The following is a 25974-nucleotide window of genomic DNA, read 5'->3' as shown; positions in this document are numbered from 1 at the left end:
ATTATCTAACAAACAATATTAAGTCAAGACAATATCACGTGTCATCGTTACAACGAATCAACCGTTAATGTGAGTGTTGCAGCAAAAACAGGACTAGGCTTTCGAGATGAAAATAGTCATAAAAAAATAACCAGTCAAGCTACTTGCTCAACTGGTTACTGACTTTAAATGTTAAATTAGAGTTTAAAATGACGATTCATTATGGCAACTGTTATGAAATATACATTGATATAATTCTGCAATTGTGATAAATTAGTATAGAAACACAATTTATAATATATAAAAACAGTTTACCCCTTACTATAAGTATAAGGTAAAACTCACCTCTAGTCAACCCCTAATTTCTCATTTTTTAAAGGAGTGTCTGATATGAACGATGAAATTCGGCAGGAGCAAGAACGTTTGGATGAGGTGATAGAAACAATCACGAAACAAATCAGCAAAATAGAAGGTGAAACTTCAAAGCGAAAAAAAGAAGTTGTTAATATCCGTAAACACTTTTGGGATGACCTCAAGGTTAATATCGATACTTTCGATGATTACCTCGAGACGATCATTGGCTTAAGGCAGCAGGCTCAAGACTTGTCACAAAGCGAAGGCGCACATAGATATGCCTTCAAGAGGCTGTCGACACTGCGCCGCATGCAGGAAGTGCCTTATTTCGGCCGGATTGAAATCACTGAAGAGGGGTCTCCCCTTACGGAACAAATTTATATTGGGACTTCCACTCTTACTGATGCAACAGGAGAAAACTTCATTATCTACGATTGGAGGGCCCCGATTTCGAGTGTTTATTATGACCATCCTCCCGGTCCTGTAGAATACTCCACTCCCGGAGGCGTAATTCGGGGGATGCTGGAGAACAAGTGGCAATACACCATCAAGGGAGGCGTTATCGAATCAATGTTCGATACGAGTCTCACCATTGGGGATGAGATCCTGCAGCAGGTACTGGGCAAGGGAACGGATAAGCATATGCACAGTATCGTGTCCACCATTCAACGTGAGCAAAATAGGATCATCCGGAACGATCGCGGACGTCTGCTCATTGTTCAAGGTGCCGCTGGCAGCGGGAAGACATCAGCTGCCCTTCAACGGATCGCTTACTTGCTCTACAAGAATCGAGAAAGGCTGAAAGCGGATCAAATCATTCTATTCTCTCCTAACTCCATGTTTAATAACTACGTATCCAATGTGTTGCCCGAACTTGGCGAAGAGAATATGCAGCAGGTAACATTCCAGGAATACCTGGATCATCGTCTGACTGACTCGTTTCAAGTTGAGGATCCTTATGAGCAATTGGAATATTTGCTGACTGCAGCGGATGATCCTTCCTATAGCACCAGGACAGCGAGTATCCAATTTAAGGCATCCATTCGCTTCTTTGAAATCATTAAGACCTACAGACAATCACTGGAGCAATCCGGAATGATCTTTAGAGGGGTAAAGTTCCGAGGGGAAACGCTCGTCTCCGCCAAACAAATCTCAGAAAGATTTTATAACACAGACACCACATTAAGATTTCACAATAGGATTGAAAAGCTGAAAGAGTGGTTATGTGAGTTACTTGATGAAAGGGAAAAGTTTGAGTTGAAACAACCGTGGGTCGAGGAGGAAATCGAGTATCTTAGCAAAGAAGATTACCAAAAGGTATACACCTATTTAGAGAAAAAACGCGGTCATACTGAAGATTCCTTTGACGATTATGAGATAGAGAATAAAATGCTTGCGCGTATGATTGTTCGAAAGAAATTGAAGACGTTACGCAAACGGATAAAAGCACTTCATTTTATCAATATTAAGGGAATATACAAGCAACTTTTTGACGAACAAATGCGGATCGAACTGTGGAATGAGGGTGAAACACCTGCCGAAAGGGAAATTTGCTTATCAACCCAAAAAATGCTGGATGAAGGTAAACTGTATTACGAAGACGCGACTCCATTTTTGCTGCTGAAGGAGTTAATTCAAGGATTCCAGTCGAATACTTCTATAAAATATGTTCTTGTTGACGAAGCACAGGATTATTCTCCATTTCAATTCGAGTTTTTGAAACGATTGTTTCCTTCTGCTAGGATGACCGTGCTCGGTGACTTTAACCAAGCAATATTTGCACATGCCAGCGAACGGGTGGATTTCCAGACCCTTACCAGTTTATACGGAGTAAGTGAAACCGAGAGCATAACCTTGGATCAAAGCTACAGATCCACAAAGCAGATTATAGAATTCACACGTGAACTAATTCCAGAAGGCCATCGAATTAAGGCATTCAATCGAGAAGGCGAGAAGCCTGTACTCACTCATGTGTCCAGCCGAGATGAATTGCACCGTGAAATTCTGTCTAAAGTCAAATACTTTCAAAGTCGTGAGTATAATACAATCGCAATAATCTGTAAATCTGCTGCCGAAAGTGCCGCCACATACGATGCCCTTAGTGTCCACGGTGAAATTAAACTCGTACAGAAGGGCACAAATGAATATGAACAGGGTGTAGTTGTTATACCGGCATATTTAGCTAAAGGCATCGAATTCGATGCAGTCATCATTTATGATGCATCTGTGCAAACATATGGCGATGAGAGCCTGCGTAGATTGTTCTACACCGCATGTACCAGGGCGATGCATGACTTGCAGATTTATACGGTTGGCGAACCAAGTCCTTTCTTGAAAAACGATGCTACGAAGAGCTTACTTCTGACCTTTGAATAACAAAGGGGAACTTTTCAGGTTTATCTGAATGGAGTAATTATTAGTGCTTCCTTTTTTCTCCTTTAATTTTATTATTCTTTTATCAAATACTATAAAGGAATCTTTAGAAAAGGAGGAGATGAATTGAATAACGAGAAAGAACAGGTGGAAACGGGAGGAAGCCAGGCGACTGGTGAATCAACAACTCAATCAGTTAATGATGGTCATTATCATTATCCAGGGCCAATGGAAGAAGGCTATAGTGGAAATACAGGAAGAGCAGTACAGCCTGCCGGGAAAAAAGATCCTGATGTTCCTCAGAACAAAGACACATTTAATTACACCCGTAATTTAAAGTAGATCCGTCCAACATCATATACTTGGAGGTGAAGGAAATGAGTAAAAAGACAGGAAGAGGTCGCATCGCACCAAGTGTTAACCCGCAGGGACATGGAAAAGATGTGGAATTCTCCACCGAGCCTAAAAGCGATCTTGAAAACAAGGCAAAAAAGTCTAATACAAAATAAGTGTATTGGATAAAAATGTGGTCATACTTTATAAGAAATGCCCTTCTCTTAGTCGAGAGGGGCTTTTATAATCTATAAGAAGGCTTTAAAAAAATTCAATCCTTACTCCTCGTTTTTTGTCGATGAATCATACGTTTTTGAAACAGCGTAATGTGAAAGAATAGAAGGATGGGGTACCGTTAAAAAAAATACCAAATACATATACTGCTGTGCTAATATGAAAGACTGAGCTTAAAAAAATGAGAGGAGTTACAAATGAAAATAAATCGATTAATAGCGAATAATATAAGCCATTTAGATTCATCACTGCCAGACGACCAATCATTAGGAATTGCTGGTTTATCAGGTTCCGGGAAGACGACTTTTTGTCAAACCATTGGCGAAGAATCCAAGAAGCGTCTCGTTTCCTTATTGCCGAAGTCTGAATATCAGTATTTATTCCCTAATATTATGGAAACCAACTTCAGTGCCATCAAGATGGAGGAAATGCCTCTGGTCCTTTTTCTCGGCAAATCATCCATTTCAGCTAATCCCCGTTCGACCATTGGCACACATACTGGTGTGTTTAAAGAGATTCGTGTTTGTCTTGCAGAAAAATTCAATCTTTCTCCGGAAGTTTTTTCATTTAATAATGCCTTAGGCTGGTGCCCCACTTGTAAAGGACGCGGTACGACGAAAAATGTCGAATGTCCAAAGTGTGAGGGGAAGCGCTACAATCAAGAAGTCGAGCAATATACCATTGAATTATTAGATCGCCCGCATACTATATCCGATATCAACAACTTAAGCATCGAAACGATCCTTTCACTCGCAGAGACATTACATATTAGTGAAGCTAAACAGCATATTCTCCAAAATATAATCAATATGAATATTGGTTATTTAGGCTTGAACCGTATTATGGGGACAGTGTCAGGAGGGGAATTAACCCGGCTTTACTTGGCCGAATTCATGGCAACAAGTGAAAATACCGTGATCATCATCGATGAAATCTCCGTCGGTCTTGATCATCAAACCCTTTTGAAAATTTTGGAACAGATTAAGCAATTAGGTTATAAAAATCAAATTTGGCTCATTGATCACTCAGACACGGTGTTAGATAGCACAAATGACCAATTGTTCTTTGGACCCGGCAGCGGGAAATATGGCGGGAAAATCGTTGAGGAATCACCGCGCCCTAAACCAATCGCCTGGAAGCGAAATGAAGCAGCGCCTACTGAATACTATCAATTTCAGGATCTTTACTGCCGTAATATTCAAATGGAAGAAATCCGCATTCCCAAGAATAGACTCGTTACCTTTACGGGGGAATCAGGCTGCGGTAAATCTACACTAGTCAATGAATGCATCTCCAAAGATTTTCAGAAGCGGTATCCAAAGGATAAGCTGGTCATGGTCGGGCAGGACCGAAATAAATCGATCACCAGCCGGTCAACCGTTGCGACGTTTCTTGATATTAAAAAGAAGCTAACCAAATACAGTGATGAAATTGATGATATTTTTCAGCGTTCAATCGAAGATATCATCGAAGAATTACCATCTGAAGACATCGCACATAAACGTTTGAGCTTATTGATCAAACTTGGGCTTGGTTATTTGACGTTAGAAAGAAAAACACAAACACTATCGACGGGTGAATTTCAATGTGTCCACTTAGTTTCCGAGCTGTTTGCGAAGACAAGGAACCCGCACACGCTGTTCATTTTTGACGAGCCTTCAAAAGGGTTATCGCAAAATATTTTAAACCAATTCATTGACAGTGTCAGGGTCATTCTGGAGGATGAATCCGTCTCCATCATCATGATTGAACATAATGCCTATATGCTGGAAAGCTCGGATTATATCGTGGATTTTGGCAAAAGACAGCTAACACCTGTCCAGCATCTTGACGTTGTCAGTCATGATGATTATTACAGTCACAAAGACAGTGACGATCGAGTGGAGCCATTGCATATCTCTTCGACGCTCCGGTCAAAAACTGGAATCAATTATTTACAGGAAAATCATCTGGACTATTTCAAAAACGCAGAGAACGTCTATAAGGGCGGCATTTTAAAAAGCTTATCACCAATCGCTCGCGTGATTTATGGGGAGTACGAGTCAGACACGATTGCACCTGTGATCGCCATTGATCTTGAACGGCACTTGTACAGCCAATATACGTTTCTTTATGAATTGTGCGGAATGATCAACCATATAGTGGCTGCACATCCGACCAATAAGGATACAAGAAGCTTCGATTTCTATTCTGCAGAAAATCATTGTCCAAGCTGTTCGGGACGCCGGGTCATTGAAAAATTCGATTTCGATGTAGTCATACAAGACAAAAACGTGCCATTCTGGGATGGTTTATTGCATCCGGACGTGATGGAAGTATTAAAATATTATCAGCATTCAAAACTGGAATTCCTGTTTGATGAGATCAAGAATGAACTCGGTCACGACATTAGTAAAAGCTATAATGAGATGACAGATGCCGAAAAACATACCTTCTTATATGGGTATTGGGAAAAGTCCTTTTACGATAAAGCAGGCAAGGCATCGCGAATTTGGGAAGGGTTCAATTTCATCATTGGGCGTTATATCTTTGTATCGAAATCTATCATTAAAGAGCAGATGAAAGAAACAAAAGAAATGATCGACTGTCCAGTCTGTCAAGGAACGGTTCTCAAACATCATAAAAAGCTGATGTTTGGTGATACGGACATTCGCGAGATCATCCAACAGCCAATTGATCAAGTCATCAAAATCGTAGGGAAGCTGCCGGAACTGGAGAAACTAAAAGCGATTGTGGGCGGCGATATCGCACTCACTGATGATGTGTCATTCCTTCCACGTGAAACAAAAGCGGCGTTGAAAATGCTTGAGCTCGAACTAGCAAGCTTCGTCGGCTATGAAGTGGTTTTACAAAATACCCAGCCATTCTGGGACAGCATTAAAGGCAATATCGAAGCAATCAGCAGCAAAAATCAGATCACCATCTGTGACTTTGCCAATATTAACGAAACAAGAGAAACTATTATTGATAAATATTTCACCAATGGCAAATACAAAAAACTAACCTATGTCTATGAAGCATTCGGCTACAAAAAAATCGTTACCCAAATCAATAAAATTAAAGCAAGTCATAAATGCCCATTCTGTAATGGCAAGAAAGTCATTTCAGAAGATAACATCCATGACGGTGTGTATAAATTAACGATCCCTTGTGTGAGCTGTCATGCCAGTGGCATCGATGATGAAGGGCGTAAAGAAATCGTCGAAAGCATCGACGTCCAGACCTGGCTGACAGGGAAAGTAAGTGATGTCGTGGCTGAAAGTGAACGTACCGAGGCCGTGGCCGATATCCCCATTTTCACCCGGATTCGGGAATTGAACAAACGAGACATGATGGCGGTTTATCAATGCCTTGACCAGAAAAAATAAAGTAAAAAGTCCGCCGATAATGGCGGACTTTTATTTTGCGGACATAAGGGGTTAAGAGTCCGAATAGTGAGGTGAAGTTCGAAAAAAATTCGCGAGCCGTCGAATATAGTGCCTCAACGGTCGAATACTATGCGGGGTAGGTCGAATAATGTGTGTGAACGGTCGAATACTATGTGGTTTAGGTCGAATACTGTGCGTGAACGGCCGAATATTGTGTGGTTTAGGTCGATAAACTGCGTCAACAGCCCAAGACAGTGCAGCGGGTCGAATAAACTGCTCCGGTCTTTAAGGCTTTTTACTGTAATCCTTATTGGATTGAAGAAATTTGCGACACTTCTGCCGAATAACTGGCTAGCCGAGACCCCACAGACGCTTGCGTCGAGGAGGCTTGGCAGACAGTCCGCGGAAAGGGAGCGGATTTCTGAAATCAACTGGAACTTCTATTAAATAAAACTGCAGGCAAATTCGCTTTTCTTCGAGTTTGTCTACAGTCTGAAGTCCGCCATTTACGGCGGACTTTTTTATTATTTTACAGAATAATCTTCATGATAAACGGGAAGTGTTACTGAAATCGTTGTTCCCTTATTCAAAAGACTTGTTATATGAAGTGTACCATTCATCGTTTGGATGGTCTTAACAGCCACCATTGATCCCAACCCAGTCCCTTTTTCTTTGGAACTGTAATAAGGCTCGCCAAAACGATTTATTTGCTCTTTGTTCATTCCTACTCCATTGTCACTTATTTCGATAATGATGTCGAAATTATTTACATAGGAAACAATATTAAGTTCCCCGCCGTTTGGCATTGCCTCTATACCATTTTTAATGAGATTTAGGAAGCATTGCTTGAAATGCTGAATATTCCCCCGGGTAATGCCTGGAGTCAACTGATTAGATATAGTAACTAAATTCATGCTAGCCAATGGTTTGATCATTTCAATTACATATCCTATTTCACGGTTAATTGAAATAGGATCCACTTTCTCAAGTGCAGGTTTTGCAAATGCTAAGTATTCACTAATAATGGATTCTGCACTATTAAGCTCCCTGACAATATGCTCTATATATTGTTCTTTTACTTCCTGAGTCAGATCAGGAGTCTTTAGGAGTTGAACAAATCCTTTCACAACCGTTAAAGGATTTCTAACTTCATGTGAAATGCTTGCTGCAAGCTGACTGACTACCTCCATTTTTTCAAGCCTTATCATTTGTGTCCGGATTAAAATGGCATCTTTTAAAATTTCCATTATATATACAGCTAAAGCAATAATGAAAGGAGGGAGGATGATAAAGTAAAATACATACGCCTCCGTTATTCGAAAATAATCAGACATAACGAGTGAAATGAAGCTCGTTAGGATTCCAAGAAACAAAATTAATAGTATCGAGCTATTAATCTTATTTTTTCGATTGAAATTTTTGAATTTGGAAGAAAATAGAGCCGTTATAATAAATATTACGATATATACAATTAACGTAAGTAAATTGAAACCATAAAAAGCAAACCTAAAAGTTAATATGATGACTAACAGGGCAGCCCCTACAGGCCAGCCACCATAAAGGTTCCCTATTATAAAAGGAATTTGCCTGAGATCGTGGACACAATATTCATCGATATAAATAGGAAACTTCATACATAAAATAATAGGAATGCTCATGCATGCAGTAATAAGGGTCTTGCCATACTGACTTAACCTTTTGCCATGATCTAATAAAATGTAATAAATCAAAATACTTACTAAGATATAAAAGAGATTATCTAATATGTTTTGATTGATATAAATAAAATTCATAGGATTCTCCTGAAAAAGTAACCGTTTGGTTTATTATACAAGAATAACACCAAAAAAGAGAATCTTAATAAGTAATTTATTTACAGAAAGGCATTTAAATTCAAAAAGAGTCGGTTAAAGTGTATCTAATGTAACTTGAATTATTTACCGATTTATCAGTTAGAAATTTGGTTTTACATAATAAAGGAAATATAATATAGGTAGAGGTGATTTTCATTGGAAAAATGGACAAGAGAAATAGAAATAAACGCTCCAATTGAACAGGTATGGAAGTTTCTTGATGGTTCTGTAGAAAATATGCAAAAAATCATGCCTCAAGTAGTTGAACAAAAGCCGGTTAAAATAACGGAAGAAGTGGTTGGAAGCGTATATCGCCAAAAATATAGAGAAGGAAAACGAACAGAAGAGTATGATATAGAAACATTGGAATATTTGAATGAGACTAATGAGAAAAAGCTTAAAGTAGGATTTATACTTGCAAAAATGTTTGAAATTACAGCTTTTTACGAACTAAATAAAATCAATGACAATAGAACTTCCTTTACATATACAGTCACCAGTCGCCCGTTAAAGTGGTTTTTGAAATTATTATTATTATTTGCCACCGATAAAGTGGTCGTTGAATTTTTAGATCGTGTCAAAAAGGTAGCTGAAGCAGAAACGGGTAGATCAGAATGAATTAAGTCAATCTTCCGCATTATAGGGGGCATACAACTTGCTCATATTTGGAGGGTATGCTTTGATCGTTTCATTCCACTGCAGGCACTCGCTTTTCCCGCAGGAGTCTCGCACACCCGCTCCAATCAACTCTGCATGAAAACTAAATCTACACAGCAACACAGACAGAAAATGATCCATCTTTATTCAAGGTGGATTCTTTTTTTGTCGTGTATTATTTTCAAACCTTGCACCTCTGGTGCAAGGTTTTTTTATTTGTGGGAAAAAGGGATCACATGAGAGGAGTAAGGTTCACCAGCTTTTTATCCCTCTTACTAATTTAATTGAGTAATTAATTTTTAAACCCTTTTTCGGTGAATCACAGAAACGATTCCATATGTGAAATTCCTGAATTCAATTTTGAGACCTATCAATCTGAATTTATGGTTATTATGCCATTATAGGAATGAAAATCAAAAATGGGAGGAGGAAAAAAGAAAAAACAGTTGATGATTATAGGTAGTTTATGTTTTTTGAACAATTGAATGCTGTATTTGCTGAGACAAATTATAAGTGAAGATGTAAAAAGAAGTATGGAAGCATAACTTTCTTGTAAAAACTTTAATGTTTATTTAATTTACCTAATATTCAATACTATTAAAATATATAGCCTTTGGGGGACTATTCATTGAAGAAGAAAATGGGAATAATAGTAACAGTATCTTTAGTTTTTATGTTTACGATACCAATGAGTGCTTCAGCAGCCACAGCTAAAACATTATCTTGGAATCTTGTAGACTCTGGGAAACACATGGATTGGGATGGTAGTACAAAATATCAAACTCAGTTTAATGCAGGAGTTAAAACATGGAATGGCTTTAAAAGTGGAGTAATTAGAAAAGATTCGGCAAAGGTAATACAAGATGTTGCGATTTCTGATTATAGTGAAAAATCAAGTGTTGCAGGAGTAACTTCATCTCAAGGTTCTATAAGGTTTAATAAATATGTAATGGATACTTTAAGTGCTACAAAAAAACAAAATGTGGCAACACATGAATTAGGACATGCATTAGGGTTGGCACATAATACATCAAGTGATGTCATGTATAAATATGTTTCTACAAAGACATCATTAAGTGCAAATGATAAAGCGTCTTATACCGCTGCTTATAAGAAATACTAACAGGAAGAGGAGGGGGGAAAAAATGGGTAAGAAAAAAGTTCGGTTACTTGCTTCACTATTATTTATAGTTAGTCTTTCTTTGATAGTTTCAGCTTGTTCTAATTCCAAGAAAGATGTAAATTCGGAGGATAAAAAAAATCTAAAGGTAATGCAAATGGATGGTACTTTTGCTGTAGATGTGGATGATCCAAATGAAACTGTAGGTGATGCAGATTACGTTTTTATAGGCCGAGTCGATGAAGACGTTGACACTCTATACAAAGATCCTGTAACAATTGAAACTAGTGACGGTGCTAAAGAGGTTTCAACACCGTATACAAATTACCAAGTTACTGTCCTGCAAAATATAAAGGGTGATCTAGTTACAGATACTTCCATACCTATTCAAAAGGCTGGAGGGATAAATGAAGATGGCTCTTCTGTTGTTTTGTATGAAGATGATACATTACCGGAAGAAGGAAAATCATATGTGTTTTTAGCGTATGCACAAGATGATGGTTCATTATTAGTATCAGGTCCAAATTCGAATGAATACGTTGAAGGTATTAAGCGAGATGTGACTAGTGAAAAAATGGAAAAAGGTAAAGCTTCTTTGAACGAGGAAGCCACAGAGGTAGTTTCTGAGTATGAAAATGCATATGAAAATGAAATACCTACAGATAGAGACCGTTCAGAATCTGAATTTGATGATGAGCAATAAAAATTTAAAAGCATGTGCATTATGGGTAGCAGGTAAGGTAGCTAATGATAACACAAAAAAATAAGAGGTATGTGCATTAGAAAGCAATGAGAACTTCAAACTCTAAGGCGTTATGGGTTGGTCCAGGTAGGTCTAAATCGAAAGCAATTTCAAGATTAAAAAGTGGATTAGATACTTGGAGTATTGGCTCATCAAATGCACTCAGTATAGCAAAAGGTGCTCACCAACTGGACGATATAGATTTGATTCAGCACATACTGCAGGTAAAGGAAACCGTACATTTGCACATTATCATCCTCATGAATATGGTACCCACTCATTCTACGGAGGAAGTAAGCTCTGGGAATTTATCAAATTTGATTATAAAGGAAGTATTCTATGGAAAAAAAATACGACTTCGCAAAGTTATTCCCTCCTAAAAGAATTGAGGAAGTAGCTTATATATTAGAGCATGATTTAGAGGGAATAGAGATTCCTAAAGAAGATGAACGTATAAAATATATACTGGCTGATCCTTATGCTCCAGAAATGAAGCTAATTAAAGGGGTATATTTAATCTATAATAAAACGATACTAGAATTACTCACAGGAAAAATTCATTCTATTAATAGCTATGAATTTAAATACCCTAAGAAAAAGAATAGAAAGATTTCAGATACAGACATAGAATATGCACTGGACATGGCAACAATTGTAGTACTTGCAAGCACAAATAATAAAATGCTCACGACCTATTTTATTAGTGGTTTTGCTGAAAAACTAAACAGTATATTAAACTTATGTATTGGCTACTCCAAAGATTTAGAATTCGATGAATATAAAGCTAGCTTACAAAATTTTAAAAATGATATTGAAACAGTTAGTCAGATGGGATTATTAGAGAAAATACTTGGAAATGATTCTGGCGTAAGTTGAGTAATTAAAGATTTCTGTATATTAAATAGTTGAACACATCTATTGCCTTACAATCCCATCTACTGTTGTTGGCAGGGGTACGGTTAAAGCTAAAACACTCTACAGCAATTGATGATTAAGTAAAAGTGATTGAAAAAGTTAGCAGTGGAGCTGTTTGTAGCAATGGATGAAAATCATGCGTCTGTAGTGCCGACCACCATGAGCAGCGCCGTTCCATTCGCCGATAAATGAAGACCTTTGTAAAAAACAGCCGCCGAGACTTGGTGAACATCACCATTCTTAGCGGCTATTTTAATGATTAACGATCCATCGTTTCTATTTTTTCAATGCCCAATAACCGACGAAGCGACTTAATGAAGTAGTTGGAAAGGAATAGGTCATCATGAGTTTCTTCTGGATTTAACTCAAATAATAGACTGCAGCTTCTACTATACCTCGATCTCCATCCCGATGTTCCGTTCTTTCGATTGGCAGTAAACACCTTTTGCCACAGCGAGGTCAAAGTAAGCAGCACCGACTGACTTAAAGAAGGTAATTTCCTCTTCATTTTCCCTGCCTGTTTTGGTCCGCATGACAAGTTCAAAAAGCTCCCCATGAATATCATTAAACGACCAATTTCCCTGATTGGCTGCAGAAATGAGTTCTCCTGCCTCATCCTTCACGCCAGCCAAATCGTCGACGATAATTTTAGCAGCGCGTGATACCGTGGTATTATCCACTTCTTTCATATGCGGCAAGTAAGACCCGACCCCGTTAATGTGTGTGCCCGGCTTTAAATCCAGTCCATTAAATACAGGCTCATTCGAGCGGGTTGCACAGCAAATTATATCTGCTTGACGAACAGCTGCTGAAACATCTTCGCAAACTTCAAAAGGAACGGTTACTCCGAATGCCCGCAGCTTTTCACCGAATTTCTCCGCCTTCTCTGGTGTGCGATTTACTAATATAATGCGCTCAATGTCCCTTACGGCTAACACACCAATTGCTTGTTCAAATCCCATAGCTCCTGTTCCGATAATCGTGAGAACCCTGGCGTCTTTACGAGCAAGAAAGTCTGTGGCAATGCCGCTCAATGCCCCCGTTCTGAGACGTGTTAAATAGGAGGCATTCAACAGTGCTAAATGTTCGCCATTTTCTGCATCTGACAGTAAGATGACTCCTTGTGTTGTTGCCATCCCCCTTGAAGGATTCTTTGGAAAAATGGTAACGACTTTGACCGCCGAAACTTCTTCAGATAAATCAGCGCTTGGCATGTAAAGGGCCGATGCCTCGTGTTGAGGGAAAGCAAGCACTGTGCGATGAGGGTTGTCTATTCTTTGAGCACCATGTGCACGCAATACGGCCTTTATATCCGCTATTGCGTCTTTCATTCCATATGATTGTTGAATTTCCTTCTCACTTATTACCAACATTCAATTGTCCTCCTTGAAGTAAAAGATCCATAGATTACATGGCACTAGTATTATGCGTTTCGTCTAATTTCTGATTGCTGCGATCCTTAACTGCCCAAATCGCTGCTAGTGACAGGACAGATGCAAAAATAATATAAAGGGCGACAGGAACATAGGAGTTATTAAACCTATCAAGTAAAGCCGTTGCAACTAGCGGCGCTGTTCCTCCTGCCAGAGCTGCTCCGATTTGATATCCAAGCGTGATGCCGGTATAACGGATCTTTGCATCGAAAATTTCCGAGAACATCGTTCCAAGAACAGCTGTGATGGGGGCCCAAATAACCCCTAAACCTATCATTGTTGCAACGATTAATAGCAGTACCGATTTTTGCTGCAGCAACCAGAAGTATGGGAATGCAAACAGTGCCATCCCGATCGTTCCCCCTATAAACAGCTTTTTGCGGCCAATCTTATCAGATAAATTCCCCATGATTGGTATTAAAATCGTCGTTATAATTGTAGCAATCATGACTGCAGTTAATGTAGCTGTCCGTGAGAAACCGAGATTTGCAGTAGCATATGATACGACAAACGTGCTAAAAATATAAAATGGAGCTGTTTCTACCACTTTGGCTCCCACGGCGATAAGCACTTCACGCCAATAATTCTTAAGAGTTTCTACAATCGGCAGCTTTGGAACTTCTCCGGATTCCTTCACTTTTTTGAATGAAGGTGTTTCATCAATTCCTTTACGAATCCAAAGGCCAAAGAATACAAGCAGAGCACTAAAAATGAATGGTATACGCCATCCCCAAGTCATGAATGCGTTCTCAGGCAGCAGTGTCATAATGGATAAAGCAACGGTTCCAAGCAGCATTCCTATAGTAACACCCATCTGAGGAATGGACCCGAACAAGCCCCGTTTCTCAGCGGGAGCATATTCAACGGCCAATAAAAGTGCGCCTCCCCATTCACCGCCTATTCCTAGACCTTGAACTAAGCGCAACGTGATTAATAAAATCGGCGCCCAAATCCCAACGGCTTGATATGTAGGAAGAAGCCCCATCCCAAATGTTGCGACACCCATTAAACTAAGTGTTAAAACAAGTGTTTTCTTTCTCCCGATACGATCGCCAATATGGCTGAAAATCACTCCGCCAAAGGGGCGGATGAAGAATGCTAACGCAAAGGATGCATAGGAAAGCAACAGCCCTATTGTCGGATCCTCATTCACGAAGAATAGCTGGTTAAACACAAGAGCTGAAACGGTCCCATATAAAAAATAGTCAAACCACTCAATCGAACTTCCGACTAAACTCGCAATTAAAATTCGCCGCATTTGTTTCTTCTCCATCTTGAGTCACCCCATTATAAATTGAAGTGTCACTTCAATTTATTATTTCCTTTATTGTAAATAATTTTAAATTTTCTGTCAATTATTTTATTAATGACGGAACATTCATCAAAATTTGTACTGTATAATGAAGCTAGATACTATGTAAAAAAAGGGGGCATCTCTATGCCTTTTGATTCAATCGGGGAAAAAATGAAATCATTGAGGAAAGAGCGAAAACTAACATTAAAGAGCCTTGCTGAACAAACAGGCGTTTCGATCAGCTTTTTATCGCAAGTAGAACGGGGTAAATCAAGCGTCACATTAGAGTCATTAAAAAAAATCGCTGATACATTGGATGTCAGCCCAAGTTTCTTTTTTTCTGAGGACCGCTCCCAAGAAAATTCAGATTATAATCAAGAACAATTTCACTATCAAAATTTATCCAGCGGCATTCGTGATGCTGTTTTTTCGCCTATTCTTGTCACCTTAAAGCCAGGTGAAAATAAAGGAAGCGCCTTTTCTCATAGCGGACATGAATTCTTATTCATTATCGAAGGGAAGTTAACAGTGGAAATAGAGGGAGAAAGAATGGAACTCCATGAACAGCAGTCGTTCATGTTCGATGCTAGAAAAGCCCATTACTGGTTTAACTTCTCGGATCAAAATGTCCGGTTTTTGGTGGTGTCGTCGAAATAACGTCACGGTGTATAGCCAGTTAACGAAATAGTTGGTTGTTGTTGCAAATGAGGTCATATGTCGTACAAAAGGATAGATGTTAAACAGCAAGGAATATGAGAACACAATGTCGACTAAGAAAAATATGTTGTCGCCTCTTGTCTGTTTACTGTAAATGAAACAAACAGTAAGCTTCGACGAACGGCTTCGGTAAAATCATGAAATTTTATATAGGATATATTGAGTTCTGGAGGGAGCTGTATTATGCAAAAGGCAATCGTAGTTTATTATCTTACCGAAAAGAAGAATAACTTAAGTGATTTAAATCAACTTTTGCAAGAGGGATGGAAGGTTGTCTCTCAGAGTGCTATGTCAGGTGCAGGTGGTGGTGGAGCAGTTTATTCACTTGTTACATTAGAGAAAGATTAGGAAACAATGCTTCGGGATTCATTGCCACTAACGGGAAACGATAGTTTAATTAACCGCCTTTACAAAGGGCGGTTTTCTTTTGGGGTAAAACAACATTAAGATTTAACATAACCTATCGGAAAGAAAGGGGAGTTTTCCATATGTGAAAATCCTGAACTCAATTTTGGAATCTATCAATCTGGATTTAGGGTTATTATGCCATTATAGGAATGAAAATTAAAATGGGGGGAGAAAAAATGAAAAAACATTTGATGATAATACACCTTTCCTTACTGAATGATAAATAGGATCATACCATTCTATAAGTTATTATTCTTTTCCTTCTTGCACAATAAATGTTACAGCAGGTATTTAAAGCTTATACCGCTGCTTATAAGAAATACTAACAGGAAGAGGAGGGGTGAAAAAATGGGTAAGAAAAAAGTTCAGTTACTTGCTTCACTATTATTTATAGTTAGTCTTTCTTTGATAGTTTCAGCTTGTTCTAATTCCAAGAAAGATGTAAGTAATGTAAGTTCGGAGGATAAAAAAAATCTAAAGGTAATGCAAATGGATGGTACTTTTGCTGTAGATGTGGATGATCCAAATGAAACTGTAGGTGATGCAGATTACGTTTTTATAGGCCGAGTCGATGAAGACGTTGACACTCTATACAAAGATCCTGTAACAATTGAAACTAGTGACGGTGCTAAAGAGGTTTCAACACCGTATACAAATTACCAAGTTACTGTCCTGCAAAATATAAAGGGTGATCTAGTTACAGATACTTCCATACCTATTCAAAAGGCTGGAGGGATAAATGAAGATGGCTCTTCTGTTGTTTTGTATGAAGATGATACATTACCGGAAGAAGGAAAATCATATGTGTTTTTAGCGTATGCACAAGATGATGGTTCATTATTAGTATCAGGTCCAAATTCGAATGAATACGTTGAAGGTATTAAGCGAGATGTGACTAGTGAAAAAATGGAAAAAGGTAAAGCTTCTTTGAACGAGGAAGCCACAGAGGTAGTTTCTGAGTATGAAAATGCATATGAAAATGAAATACCTACAGATAGAGACCGTTCAGAATCTGAATTTGATGCTAAGCAATAAAAATTAAGAGAAAAAAAGCCGTTTATGAAGTGAACCCAAAAGTTAGACACTTTATTTCCTTATGAGGGCATGAAACCGATTTGGCATATGATTATGCTGGATGGCAGTTAAATGATAGATCAACGGATTTAAATAGAAAAATAAGTGGAAAAACCTTTAACTCTGCTGCTGGTTGGGCTTCAACAGGAACATATGCTAGAGCTGGTTTAACCGTTGTAGGTAAATGTTAATTATATAACACTAACTACTAAATCGGATGTAAGTCATGATTATATAAAGGACACATACTAAAGAGAGGTATAAGTTTTCATGAATACAACTTTTAAAATAATTCTTTTAATATTACTGAGTATTTTAATAGTAGTTCAAATATTTATTGCGACAGCACTATTTGATGTTGTCGACCAACTGATAAATATTTCTCAGACATTACCTGGTTTATTGAACCGATAAGGTTAGAGGGTAGCTAGTATTGTGAATAAAAGTAATTTTAACAGAGTTACAAGGTCAATACTTGGACGGCAAACATGGGAATACATACCTTCCACTTTATAAGAATTCTTGGAATTTAGAACCGTGGCGGCCAGTACTCATATTAAGAATTGTAATCCAGTATAGGTTATTTTTAGAAGGAGGTATAAGATGCTAATTGAAAGTATGAGTGATTTTTTTATGAGCCAGTATACATACCTATTTTAGTGCTGCTGCTTGGATTATTATATGTAGGTATTTTAGTAGATAGTTTTACAAAAGTTAAGTTTAATATCATAGGATATTTTTTAATAGGAATATCTATAACAACATATCTTCTTGTTGGCTTGTATATGACCGGAACAGGATATTATTTAGACGGGCACGCTCCGGAAATGTTAGTTTTGGAGGTTTTGGGTTTTTAGAGCTTACCTTATTAACTTATCCTTATATATTCCTTACATTGGCGGTAACTCTAGGAAAAAAGGGCATATAATTCAGGCGGCGTAAATCACAATTGTCCGCTTGGTTTTTAGCACCTAGTCTTTTAAAAAAAGAAGTATCAAAGAACAACTATCGTTCTTGATACTTCTTTCTTCCATTTATTTGAAGGTTTGTTTATTTTGCCATGAAAAGATTTTTGTTCTATTGGAGGTACCAAAGGAAGCATACCAATGCGTTTTTAGCTTTCTCTTATGCTGCTTTCTTTTGCTTTTGGTCTAAGCGATAACTTAGGAATGTTAGAAGACTTGCAAAGATTGCAACCAGCCCACCGACCCATGTCACATTCAGCAAATTTCCCTGATGGTAAACAACTCCGCCCAGTGCGGAACCCAAGGCGATACCGACATTGCTTGCTACTGGCATCAGTGAAGCAGCTAGCCCTGTAGCTTTTGGTTGATAAATACCGGCAAGGTCTATCAAATAAAGCTGGGTAGATGTTGTTAAAAGGATGGCCATTAATGACATCAAGCCAATGTTAATCAATCCAAAGATAAAATGATTTGTCGTCCAATATAAACTGATCAGAACGATTGCCTGCACGAGGAAAACAAACCGGAGGCGTCCGATCGCATTGTAGCTGGCAATTTTACCAGCAAGTATGTTGCTGAAAATGGAAATGAATCCGTAGCCAAACAAGATCAAACTGATTGAACTGCCTGGTGCTTCCATTCCTTTCAGGATCGGAACAAGATACGTATAAACGGCATACGTCGCTCCAAATCCAAGAGATGGAATGAAAAAAGCCATTAAAATTCGCGGGTGTGTTAACAAAGAAAATTGATCACGCATCGAACTGCGAATTGTACTTTGCATAGTAGGCAATACGAAGAAAGATGTCAAAAACGCAATAGCTCCGAGAAAAGTCGTTAACAGGAAGGATGCATTCCAGTCGTACCATTCAGCGATGACAGTGCCTATCGGTACTCCAATCACGTTTGCAAGCGTAAAGCCACCGAAAACGAATGATATAGCAAGTCCGCGTTTAGCGATCGGCATGGTTTCACTTGCAACAACCATGGCAAGGGAAATTAAAACGCCTGTTACAATTGCAGTCAGCATCCGAAGTGCAAGGAGCATGATGTAGCTCGTCGAAATCACGCACAAAGCATTCAGGACGATGAACGAACCTATCAGAAACAACATCCATTTACGCTTTGGAAAATGACTCGTTGCCGACATCACGAGCGGTGTGGCAACGGCAAACGTAAGCGCAAACGCAGAAACGAGTGTGCCTGCTTTGGCATTTGTGATATGGAGACTCGAGGAAATATCGGTTAAGATCCCGACGATAACAAATTCGCTTGTCCCGAGAACAAATGTTAATAAAGTAAGTGTTAAGATGAGTAACCAATGTCGCTTGGTTAATTCTGTGGCGTGCATAAATACCTCTTTTCTTAGATGAATGTAAATGTGTCACAGGGTAGATAAACAATTTAACTATCATACCATAAAACATTTTTCCGAGGAAAACCCTTGCTTAGTTATCGTTGATTATTTCTTGCTAAAAAGCTTGTAGCTGAATCATTCACTAATTTTTGAAAAAGCAATATAAAAGGAGAAATAACAGATTAACAAAAACATGTTTGGCAGTGGGCCTATCAACTTGCTCGGGACTCTTTTTACTCAAAGCTTTTTCAATCGTAAGTGGCAACAAGTCCTTCCGTTTGGCAGAACGATCATGAGGTTATGCTGCATGCTGATTGCGATCATTGGATTGATCAAAGGCTTTTGATCACTGTTGGAAGTGAGGAAGGGTTTATGGTAGAGGATGCAAAGTTTCTATATGATGCGATGGATAAAAATCATGCTTCTGTAGTGTCACCCATTAAGAGTAGGAACTTCCTATTCGCCAATAGATAAAGACTCTTTTAAAAAGCAGCCCCCAAGACAATCACCCTTCTTGGGGGCTATTGTGATTCCATCGATAAGGATAATTAACGATCCGACGTTTCGTTTTTAGTTTCTATGCCATATAACCAACGTAGTGACTTAATGAAGTAGTTAGAAAAGAATAGGTCATCATGAGTTCCTTCTGGATCTGACGCAAATAATAGATTGGATTCCAAATAGCCTTCCTTGATAAATTCAAGGTGGGCCTTCTTCGTGTAGTCAACCATATGCTTTTGTATCGTTTCTTTATAAATTCCCTCTAATTCCCCGACATATAAATAGAGCTGATGATTTTGACGATTCACAGTTGGTTTTATATGGATATTTCCTTGCCGTTCAATCTTTTCTCCTTGAAGATAGCGAAGAACATCCTCGTACCAAAAGGAAGCAGATAATGAGATATATTGATGGAATACCTCTGGATAATAATAGGAGGCAAAAATCGAAACAAGCCCTCCTAATGAGCAGCCGGAAATAGCTGTATGTGAAGGTTCAGGATTCGTAGCATAATGGGCATCTATATATGGCTTTATTTCGGTTACAACAGTATGTAAATAAATCTGTGCTTGTCCTTCAAAAGTAGGACCAAGAGGTGCAAGTGATGGTGCTTCCCACGGCGTATAGTCATTTTTGCGATCAATTGGTTCAATTCCAATAACGATAAGTGGCTCAATTTGACCTGAAAGAATTAAATGATCGATATAGTTTGCAGCTTGTTTGGCAGTTTCTCCGCCATCATGCATATAGATTGTTCGGTATTTCTTGGTTTGATCGTAATTTGAGGGTAAGATGACACATACCTCATAGTTGGCAATTTTCTCATCAAGGTACTGAATCATGTATTTTCCTCCACGTCCTTTATGAATATTCGTATTTTGAAGGTTAGAAACCAACATTTGATAATGATAACCATTATCAATTATAATGTACTCTCCATTATTTTGAAAGGAATAATCCGATTAATAGAAAAATCTAGTCATAAGGATGATAATAGGGTTAGAAGTCTTTAACTGTTAATTTGTGTCTTTGCATTAGGTCCTCATTAGTTGATAAAATAATATATTAGCTGTGTTTCTTTGATGGAACTATAAGAGCGTTATACTTACCTTTCAACAAATAGAAAGTGGGATTTTATGATTAACCTGCATCAAGTGAGTAAAAAATTTTCACAGTTTCAGGCAATTAAGTCTGTTACTTTAACAATACCTAAAGGTGAAATCCATGGAATAATCGGAGCAAGCGGAGCAGGGAAATCAACGTTGCTGCGGCTAATGAATTTGTTGGAGACCCCAGATGCGGGCGACGTGGAGGTAAACGGCCAAAGGTTGACAACATTAAACAATAAAGCACTTCGGGGAGCACGGAAGTCGATTGGCATGATCTTTCAGCATTTTAATCTTGTGGCAAATAAAACGGTTTATGACAATGTTGCAGCCTCATTAGAGCTGGCAAATTATCCAAAGAAGGAACGTCGGAACCGTGTTGTAGAGTGTCTCCAATTTGTCGGATTGGAGGGTGAGATGGAGAGATACCCTGCACAATTAAGCGGGGGACAAAAGCAGCGTGTTGCCATTGCAAGGGCATTGGCAAATAACCCGCAAGTGTTATTATGTGATGAACCGACCTCTTCCCTTGATCCAAATACAACGGCTGAAATATTAGATGTGCTAGAGAACATCAACAAACGCTTCGGTGTGACGATTGTCATTGTTAGTCATGAGCTGGATGTCATTAAAAGTATATGCAATCGTGTATCGATCATGGCAGAGGGAGAGATTTATGACACGGTCTTAATCGAACCAAGCGGGATTCAAAAAAAGGATAATCGTCCAGAATACTTTATCGAACAATTAGCAGAGAATGGTGGGCTGGGTCATGCCTGAGATTTTAATTCAATATGAGGCAGAAATTTGGCAGTCAATTGGAGAAACCATTACGATGGTTGGTGTGTCCATTTTAGCTGCGATTTTGATTGGATTGCCTGTCGGGACCTTGCTATTTCTTTCTAGGAAGGGTCATTTGCTTGAAAATCCGTGGGCTTTCTCGATTTTAAATTTACTTGTCAATATTATCCGTTCATTCCCATTTTTATTATTGGTTGTTTTTTTAATCCCGTTTACAAGGCTCATAATCGGCACAGCCATTGGTACAGCAGCTGCTTGCGTTCCATTAGCGATCATTGCCATTGCCCATTATTCGCGATTGGTCGAGCAATCTTTATTGGACGTGCCCAAGGGTGTGATCGAGGCAGCCATTTCCATGGGGGCTTCTGTAAAGGATGTCATATTTAAATTTCTTTACGTGGAGGCTCGTTCAGGGCTTGTCCTCGGACTAACAACATCGATTATCAGCTTTATTTCCTACTCAACGATCATGGGAGTGGTCGGAGGCGGCGGTATCGGCGACTTTGCCATCAGGTATGGCTATCAGCAGTTTAAAACAGAGCTAATGATTTATATGATTATCATTATGATTATTCTAGTACAGCTTATCCAATTCATTGGAACAGCTGTAGCCAGAATGATTGATAAAAGATAAATAATGGAGGGAAACATCATGAAAAAAATACTCTTTCTCATGACAGCAATTATGTTGCTTTTAGTAGGATGTGGCAAGGCGGATGAAGGAAAAGAGAAAGAAAATGCGCAGAATCAGGAGAAGGAAGAGGTAACATTAAAAGTGGCCTCACTCATTCCCCCAATGACGGAAATTCTTGAGCTTGTTAAACCAAAGCTAGCAGAGGAGGGCATTAACCTGGAAATGGTTGTATTAGGTGATAATGTGCAGCCTAACACCGCACTAGCGGCAAAAGAAGTGGATGTGAACTTCTTCCAGCACGTTCCTTATATGGAGGAATTCAATCGAAACAAAAATGCCGAGCTTGTACCTGTGAAACCCATTTATTTTGCCAATTATGGTGTGTATTCCAAAGAATACGATTCAATGGATAAATTGCCAGAGGGTGCCGTTATTGCCATTGCAAATGATGTGTCGAATATCGATCGTTCATTGGCATTGCTGGCACAGCATAAAGTTATCACTTTAAAGGAAAAAAAGGGTCCATACTATACAATGTCTGATATTACTGAGAACCCTAAAAACTATAAGTTTAAAGAAGTCGATTTATTAATGCTAGCGAGAACGTATGATGAAGCAGATGCGATCGTGATAACACCGGCTTACGCTGCACCGCTTGGTTTGACACCAAAAAATGACGCTCTTCTCACAGAAGGTGTTGAAAATGACTTTGCGATTACATTAGTGGCACGCAAGGATAACGTGGATTCTGAGCCAGTCCAAAAGTTGGCCAAGGCCATGACAAGCCCGGAGGTACGCAAATTTTTAGAAGAGAAATATAGTGAAACGGCCATACCGGCCTTTTAATTTTGATACAAGGAAAGGGCTATTCCTTCAACAGGAATAGCCCTTATTTACGCATCAGTTTAACTTTGCCAATTTTGTGGCTCCTGGACAGCCCATTTTTGTTCAATATTACAAAGCTTAAAGAAATATTCTATTAGCCTATCCTCTTTATACTAAAAACTATTTCCTTCATTATTAATCCGTTTAGTAAAAAGTCCCCTCATTTCTTGAATAAATATAGAAACTCTTCTAAAATATATTTAGTCCATAATTTTACAGTTGCTAAAAATATTTCATCCAAATGATATTTAGTTATAAGAAAAGAAGTTGAAAGGACTTTCCATTATGTCTATGATTTACGAATCTCAAACACTAGTTTCTGCCATGCAAACGCGTGTCGGACAATATAAAGACCTAAAAGAACAGCTCACGGAATTGAAAAAAGGATTTGAGAGTATCGTTAATTTGGATGATGAGCTGCAGGGGCAAGGCGCCGAGGCCATTAAAGGGTTTTACAAAGCACAGATCGATGTCGTGGATTCTTGGCTGCGCCTGATCAATCGGCATGTTGCCTTTTTAAGTGGAATTCAAGGAGATACAATCGAAGCGAACCTTAGTGAAACCGTGGTCACGGTTCCTTTTTTAGAGGAAGAGCTGGAAAGCGCCAGTCGAAATTCCAAGGAAATGGTCACAGCCCAGAAAAATGATCTGAAAAAAATATTTGCGGGAATTGATGATATCATTCAGTTAGAGCCCTTTTCTGACGATGCGTTCTTTGAAAATATCGAGAAGGCTGAAACGAAACGGACCCAAACGATAGACAAAGTAAACGAGATCGATCATAAGTGGACGACTGAATATGCCAAATCCGAAGAGGACCAAGCGGCAGTGACGGCACTCATGGAGCAACTGAAAATATCCAGTACAAGGGGAGGAGAAGTATCCCCGCTCTATTTTAATGCAGCAGCTTATAAAAATAGTGAAGCCTATAAAAACCTAGAAGTAAGGAAAAAAGAAACCGCGCAATATCTCAAGGTTAAGAAAGAAGAAGCGGAGAATCGCCGGATCAAAGACTTGAAGGCGCAACTCGATCATGTAACAGATCCGGATGAGTTCCTCAAAATCGCCAAGCAAATCGGGTACGAAAACTTAGCGCCCACCCAGCAGCAATATGTCATACAGCTAGAAGCATCCAAGCAAACCGCAGACATTGCAAAAGGAATTGGCGTAGGCCTGTATGATGTAGGTAAAGACTTTGTGACAGGAGTTTGGGACTTTGTCACAGATCCTGGCGAAACGGTTGAAGGCGTAGCAAATTCAATCATGCACCCGATAAAAACCTATAAATATTTTTCAAAAGCAATATCTGATTCATATGAGCGGGATATGGTAAATGGAGATGCCTATTCGCGGTCTCATTGGGTAACTTATGCCCTCGGAACAGTCGTCACATCTTTAGTAGGAACAAAAGGCGCAGGTGCTGTAGCGAAGACTGGGGCGACTACTACAAAAGCCGCTGCAGTAAATGGCGTTACGAAAGCAAAAGAACTTATCTCTATCCCTAACCTATTACCATACAATCCAAAAAACCAACTGTCGTTGGCAGGTGGAGTACCTTATAATGTGGTTAATGGTGCAGGGTTGAAGGATCAGTTGATTTCAATGGCGAGAGTGGAGTATGAAATTAGTGGTAAGGGTATAGGTAATGGTTATAATTATTGGAATAAAACAACTGAATTTAAAAAAATGAAAGTTTACCAAAGAGATGATATTATAGATCCAAATATGAAAGACGCACGAGGAAGAACTAATCTTGAGAGAATGAAAAAGGGATTGGCTCCACTTGGACCAGATGGAAAGTCTATAAATCTTCATCACACGACACAGAGAAATGAGAGTTCAATAGCAGAGGTTACACAGACGTTTCATAAAGAAAATAGTTCTATAATTCATATCAATCCTAACACTATACCTTCGGGAATAAATAGAGCTGAATTTAATAAATGGAGAAGTGAATACTGGAAAAACAGAACCAAGGATTTTAAATTAGAAAATGGGGGATGAAAATGAGTGTTGAAGCTTATCAAGAAGCAAAACAAATAATATTGAATGATGATGATATTGCTGACTTTATTGGAGGTCGTTCAACTGAATTAATAAATTTGGCTGAAGAAAAGTTAGGATTAAGGTTTACTGGTTTATATTTAGATTATTTACAGACATTTGGTGCAGGTAACTTCGGAGCCCAAGAGATTTACGGAATTATTAGTGTTGATTTTGAGAACTCTTCTGTTCCAGACGCCATATGGTATACTTTAACAGAACGAAAAGAAATTAATCTTCCTAGTAACCTCTTGGTTATTTATGATACTGGAAGTGATGAACTTTTTTGTTTAGACTTTAATCAACTTGATGATAAAGGAGAACCTAAAGTAGTTTCATTTGTACCTGGAGTTGAGTTAGAAAGTCAAATATATGAAATAATTGCTAATGACTTTGGGGATTTTTTATTAGATTTAGTTAAGCAAGAAATATAAATACGCACAAGAACCTTGACTGGCTGCTAGCCTATCAAGGTTTCTTTTTATGTTTGGCTACCCAGTGCCGAATAAACCGCTCTTTATCCAGATAGTAGAGATATCCCTTGTAAGTCCTATATGATGTTAGGCAATTTATATAGTGCGTACAAATCACTTTAAAATGTATGTACTAATTTACTTCTTATCACCATTTCCATCTTTGAATAGTTTACCTTTGCTTTCCCTTGCCTATTAAAATTTTTCACATCTTTTACGTAAATAGAACGATTACTATGGCGAGAGGCTATTTAACCTCTATTAACATCCGAATGTCGATGTCCAACACTTTGCATACTGTTTTCTAATGTTGATGAGTATCCAGTACAAGGGGAGGAGAAGTATCCCCGCTTTA

The 25974-nt window shown here is 38.6% G+C and carries 22 protein-coding genes and 1 pseudogene; 18 read left to right on the top strand and 5 right to left on the bottom strand.

Annotated elements, in window-relative coordinates; translation table 11 throughout:
* The first annotated feature begins 369 nt into the window (after nucleotides 1–369).
* From helD to OSJ91_RS22690, 4 genes are all read left to right on the top strand, one after another.
* Entirely contained in the window at nucleotides 370–2709 is a 2340-nt protein-coding gene (helD, locus tag OSJ91_RS22705) for an RNA polymerase recycling motor HelD (protein WP_485890492.1), read from the top strand.
* A 123-nt stretch (nucleotides 2710–2832) separates the two neighbouring features.
* The gene (locus OSJ91_RS22700; protein WP_402939620.1) at nucleotides 2833–3048 is read left to right on the top strand and encodes a hypothetical protein; all 216 of its coding nucleotides are present in this window, start codon (nucleotides 2833–2835) and stop codon (nucleotides 3046–3048) included.
* Between the two features lie 35 nt (nucleotides 3049–3083).
* Nucleotides 3084–3215 (top strand): small, acid-soluble spore protein L, encoded by a 132-nt coding sequence (gene sspL / locus OSJ91_RS22695; RefSeq protein WP_034304091.1) that lies wholly within the window; start codon nucleotides 3084–3086, stop codon nucleotides 3213–3215.
* A gap of 255 nt (nucleotides 3216–3470) precedes the next feature.
* Nucleotides 3471–6641 (top strand): ATP-binding cassette domain-containing protein, encoded by a 3171-nt coding sequence (locus tag OSJ91_RS22690; protein WP_485890491.1) that lies wholly within the window; start codon nucleotides 3471–3473, stop codon nucleotides 6639–6641.
* Between the two features lie 524 nt (nucleotides 6642–7165).
* Here the strand turns inward: OSJ91_RS22690 and OSJ91_RS22685 are convergent.
* Nucleotides 7166–8434: an ATP-binding protein gene (locus tag OSJ91_RS22685; RefSeq protein ID WP_485890490.1), complete on the bottom strand. Its 1269-nt coding sequence runs from the start codon at nucleotides 8432–8434 to the stop codon at nucleotides 7166–7168.
* A gap of 216 nt (nucleotides 8435–8650) precedes the next feature.
* On the opposite strand from OSJ91_RS22685, the gene OSJ91_RS22680 reads away from it, so the two are divergent.
* The 4 genes from OSJ91_RS22680 (at nucleotide 8651) to OSJ91_RS22665 (ending at nucleotide 11889) form a co-directional block, all read left to right on the top strand.
* Nucleotides 8651–9112, top strand: a complete 462-nt coding sequence (locus OSJ91_RS22680; protein WP_485890489.1) for an SRPBCC family protein — start codon at nucleotides 8651–8653, stop codon at nucleotides 9110–9112.
* A 667-nt stretch (nucleotides 9113–9779) separates the two neighbouring features.
* Nucleotides 9780–10274, top strand: coding sequence for a matrixin family metalloprotease (locus tag OSJ91_RS22675; protein WP_485890488.1), 495 nt, complete (start codon nucleotides 9780–9782; stop codon nucleotides 10272–10274).
* Nucleotides 10275–10296: 22 nt separating this feature from the next.
* Nucleotides 10297–10974 (top strand): cell surface protein, encoded by a 678-nt coding sequence (locus OSJ91_RS22670; protein WP_485890487.1) that lies wholly within the window; start codon nucleotides 10297–10299, stop codon nucleotides 10972–10974.
* Nucleotides 10975–11352: 378 nt separating this feature from the next.
* Nucleotides 11353–11889 carry a hypothetical protein gene (locus OSJ91_RS22665; RefSeq protein WP_485890486.1) on the top strand — a complete coding sequence of 179 codons (537 nt, stop codon included), beginning with the start codon at nucleotides 11353–11355 and terminating at the stop codon, nucleotides 11887–11889.
* A gap of 428 nt (nucleotides 11890–12317) precedes the next feature.
* Here OSJ91_RS22665 and OSJ91_RS22660 read toward each other — a convergent pair whose 3' ends face one another.
* Nucleotides 12318–13301 carry an ornithine cyclodeaminase family protein gene (locus OSJ91_RS22660; protein ID WP_485890485.1) on the bottom strand — a complete coding sequence of 328 codons (984 nt, stop codon included), beginning with the start codon at nucleotides 13299–13301 and terminating at the stop codon, nucleotides 12318–12320.
* A gap of 34 nt (nucleotides 13302–13335) precedes the next feature.
* Nucleotides 13336–14634 (bottom strand): MFS transporter, encoded by a 1299-nt coding sequence (locus OSJ91_RS22655; protein ID WP_485890484.1) that lies wholly within the window; start codon nucleotides 14632–14634, stop codon nucleotides 13336–13338.
* Between the two features lie 165 nt (nucleotides 14635–14799).
* On the opposite strand from OSJ91_RS22655, the gene OSJ91_RS22650 reads away from it, so the two are divergent.
* The 5 genes and pseudogenes from OSJ91_RS22650 to OSJ91_RS22630 all read left to right on the top strand — a co-directional run bounded on the left by OSJ91_RS22650 (nucleotide 14800) and on the right by OSJ91_RS22630 (nucleotide 17045).
* Complete coding sequence (locus OSJ91_RS22650; RefSeq protein ID WP_350300058.1) at nucleotides 14800–15312, top strand: helix-turn-helix domain-containing protein; 513 nt, start codon at nucleotides 14800–14802, stop codon at nucleotides 15310–15312.
* 79 nt (nucleotides 15313–15391) lie between these two features.
* Nucleotides 15392–15513: pseudogene (locus tag OSJ91_RS22645) on the top strand (IS1595 family transposase); the annotation flags it as partial.
* Nucleotides 15514–15555: 42 nt separating this feature from the next.
* Nucleotides 15556–15720 (top strand): hypothetical protein, encoded by a 165-nt coding sequence (locus OSJ91_RS22640; protein ID WP_350300057.1) that lies wholly within the window; start codon nucleotides 15556–15558, stop codon nucleotides 15718–15720.
* A 408-nt stretch (nucleotides 15721–16128) separates the two neighbouring features.
* Entirely contained in the window at nucleotides 16129–16815 is a 687-nt protein-coding gene (locus OSJ91_RS22635) for a cell surface protein (protein WP_485890483.1), read from the top strand.
* An 80-nt stretch (nucleotides 16816–16895) separates the two neighbouring features.
* Entirely contained in the window at nucleotides 16896–17045 is a 150-nt protein-coding gene (locus OSJ91_RS22630; protein WP_485890482.1) for a hypothetical protein, read from the top strand.
* A gap of 934 nt (nucleotides 17046–17979) precedes the next feature.
* On the opposite strand, the gene OSJ91_RS22625 is transcribed toward OSJ91_RS22630, so the two are convergent.
* Together OSJ91_RS22625 and OSJ91_RS22620 are read right to left on the bottom strand one after the other, a co-directional pair.
* Complete coding sequence (locus OSJ91_RS22625; RefSeq protein ID WP_485890481.1) at nucleotides 17980–19170, bottom strand: MFS transporter; 1191 nt, start codon at nucleotides 19168–19170, stop codon at nucleotides 17980–17982.
* Between the two features lie 554 nt (nucleotides 19171–19724).
* Nucleotides 19725–20519, bottom strand: coding sequence for an alpha/beta hydrolase (locus OSJ91_RS22620; protein WP_350300054.1), 795 nt, complete (start codon nucleotides 20517–20519; stop codon nucleotides 19725–19727).
* Between the two features lie 294 nt (nucleotides 20520–20813).
* On the opposite strand from OSJ91_RS22620, the gene OSJ91_RS22615 reads away from it, so the two are divergent.
* The 5 genes from OSJ91_RS22615 (at nucleotide 20814) to OSJ91_RS22595 (ending at nucleotide 25580) form a co-directional block, all read left to right on the top strand.
* A complete protein-coding gene (locus OSJ91_RS22615; protein ID WP_413019540.1) occupies nucleotides 20814–21563 on the top strand; it encodes a methionine ABC transporter ATP-binding protein in 750 nt (249 codons plus the stop codon).
* Nucleotides 21556–22218 (top strand): methionine ABC transporter permease, encoded by a 663-nt coding sequence (locus tag OSJ91_RS22610; RefSeq protein WP_485890480.1) that lies wholly within the window; start codon nucleotides 21556–21558, stop codon nucleotides 22216–22218. Before OSJ91_RS22615 ends, OSJ91_RS22610 begins: the two co-directional genes overlap by 8 nt.
* Nucleotides 22219–22236: 18 nt before the next feature.
* A complete protein-coding gene (locus tag OSJ91_RS22605) occupies nucleotides 22237–23064 on the top strand; it encodes a MetQ/NlpA family ABC transporter substrate-binding protein (RefSeq protein ID WP_452444449.1) in 828 nt (275 codons plus the stop codon).
* Nucleotides 23065–23388: 324 nt separating this feature from the next.
* Nucleotides 23389–25107 (top strand): T7SS effector LXG polymorphic toxin, encoded by a 1719-nt coding sequence (locus tag OSJ91_RS22600; RefSeq protein ID WP_485890479.1) that lies wholly within the window; start codon nucleotides 23389–23391, stop codon nucleotides 25105–25107.
* A gap of 2 nt (nucleotides 25108–25109) precedes the next feature.
* Nucleotides 25110–25580 carry an SMI1/KNR4 family protein gene (locus OSJ91_RS22595; protein WP_230160401.1) on the top strand — a complete coding sequence of 157 codons (471 nt, stop codon included), beginning with the start codon at nucleotides 25110–25112 and terminating at the stop codon, nucleotides 25578–25580.
* Nucleotides 25581–25974 lie beyond the last annotated feature (394 nt).

It is taken from the genome of Bacillus sp. T-10(2022) (assembly GCF_056502895.1).
This window is presented reverse-complemented; position numbering and strand designations above follow the sequence as displayed.

What these genes read in the sequence shown, in the direction of transcription:
- OSJ91_RS22615 (WP_413019540.1), top strand. Translation starts at nt 20,814, where the DNA reads ATGATTAACCTGCATCAAGTGAGTAAAAAATTTTCACAGTTTCAGGCA.
- OSJ91_RS22660 (WP_485890485.1), bottom strand. Translation starts at nt 13,301, where the DNA reads ATGTTGGTAATAAGTGAGAAGGAAATTCAACAATCATATGGAATGAAA.
- OSJ91_RS22600 (WP_485890479.1), top strand. Translation starts at nt 23,389, where the DNA reads ATGTCTATGATTTACGAATCTCAAACACTAGTTTCTGCCATGCAAACG.
- OSJ91_RS22650 (WP_350300058.1), top strand. Translation starts at nt 14,800, where the DNA reads ATGCCTTTTGATTCAATCGGGGAAAAAATGAAATCATTGAGGAAAGAG.
- OSJ91_RS22625 (WP_485890481.1), bottom strand. Translation starts at nt 19,170, where the DNA reads ATGCACGCCACAGAATTAACCAAGCGACATTGGTTACTCATCTTAACA.
- OSJ91_RS22610 (WP_485890480.1), top strand. Translation starts at nt 21,556, where the DNA reads ATGCCTGAGATTTTAATTCAATATGAGGCAGAAATTTGGCAGTCAATT.
- OSJ91_RS22690 (WP_485890491.1), top strand. Translation starts at nt 3,471, where the DNA reads ATGAAAATAAATCGATTAATAGCGAATAATATAAGCCATTTAGATTCA.
- OSJ91_RS22670 (WP_485890487.1), top strand. Translation starts at nt 10,297, where the DNA reads ATGGGTAAGAAAAAAGTTCGGTTACTTGCTTCACTATTATTTATAGTT.
- OSJ91_RS22635 (WP_485890483.1), top strand. Translation starts at nt 16,129, where the DNA reads ATGGGTAAGAAAAAAGTTCAGTTACTTGCTTCACTATTATTTATAGTT.
- OSJ91_RS22620 (WP_350300054.1), bottom strand. Translation starts at nt 20,519, where the DNA reads ATGATTCAGTACCTTGATGAGAAAATTGCCAACTATGAGGTATGTGTC.
- helD (WP_485890492.1), top strand. Translation starts at nt 370, where the DNA reads ATGAACGATGAAATTCGGCAGGAGCAAGAACGTTTGGATGAGGTGATA.
- sspL (WP_034304091.1), top strand. Translation starts at nt 3,084, where the DNA reads ATGAGTAAAAAGACAGGAAGAGGTCGCATCGCACCAAGTGTTAACCCG.
- OSJ91_RS22655 (WP_485890484.1), bottom strand. Translation starts at nt 14,634, where the DNA reads ATGGAGAAGAAACAAATGCGGCGAATTTTAATTGCGAGTTTAGTCGGA.
- OSJ91_RS22595 (WP_230160401.1), top strand. Translation starts at nt 25,110, where the DNA reads ATGAGTGTTGAAGCTTATCAAGAAGCAAAACAAATAATATTGAATGAT.
- OSJ91_RS22640 (WP_350300057.1), top strand. Translation starts at nt 15,556, where the DNA reads ATGCAAAAGGCAATCGTAGTTTATTATCTTACCGAAAAGAAGAATAAC.
- OSJ91_RS22605 (WP_452444449.1), top strand. Translation starts at nt 22,237, where the DNA reads ATGAAAAAAATACTCTTTCTCATGACAGCAATTATGTTGCTTTTAGTA.
- OSJ91_RS22685 (WP_485890490.1), bottom strand. Translation starts at nt 8,434, where the DNA reads ATGAATTTTATTTATATCAATCAAAACATATTAGATAATCTCTTTTAT.
- OSJ91_RS22665 (WP_485890486.1), top strand. Translation starts at nt 11,353, where the DNA reads ATGGAAAAAAAATACGACTTCGCAAAGTTATTCCCTCCTAAAAGAATT.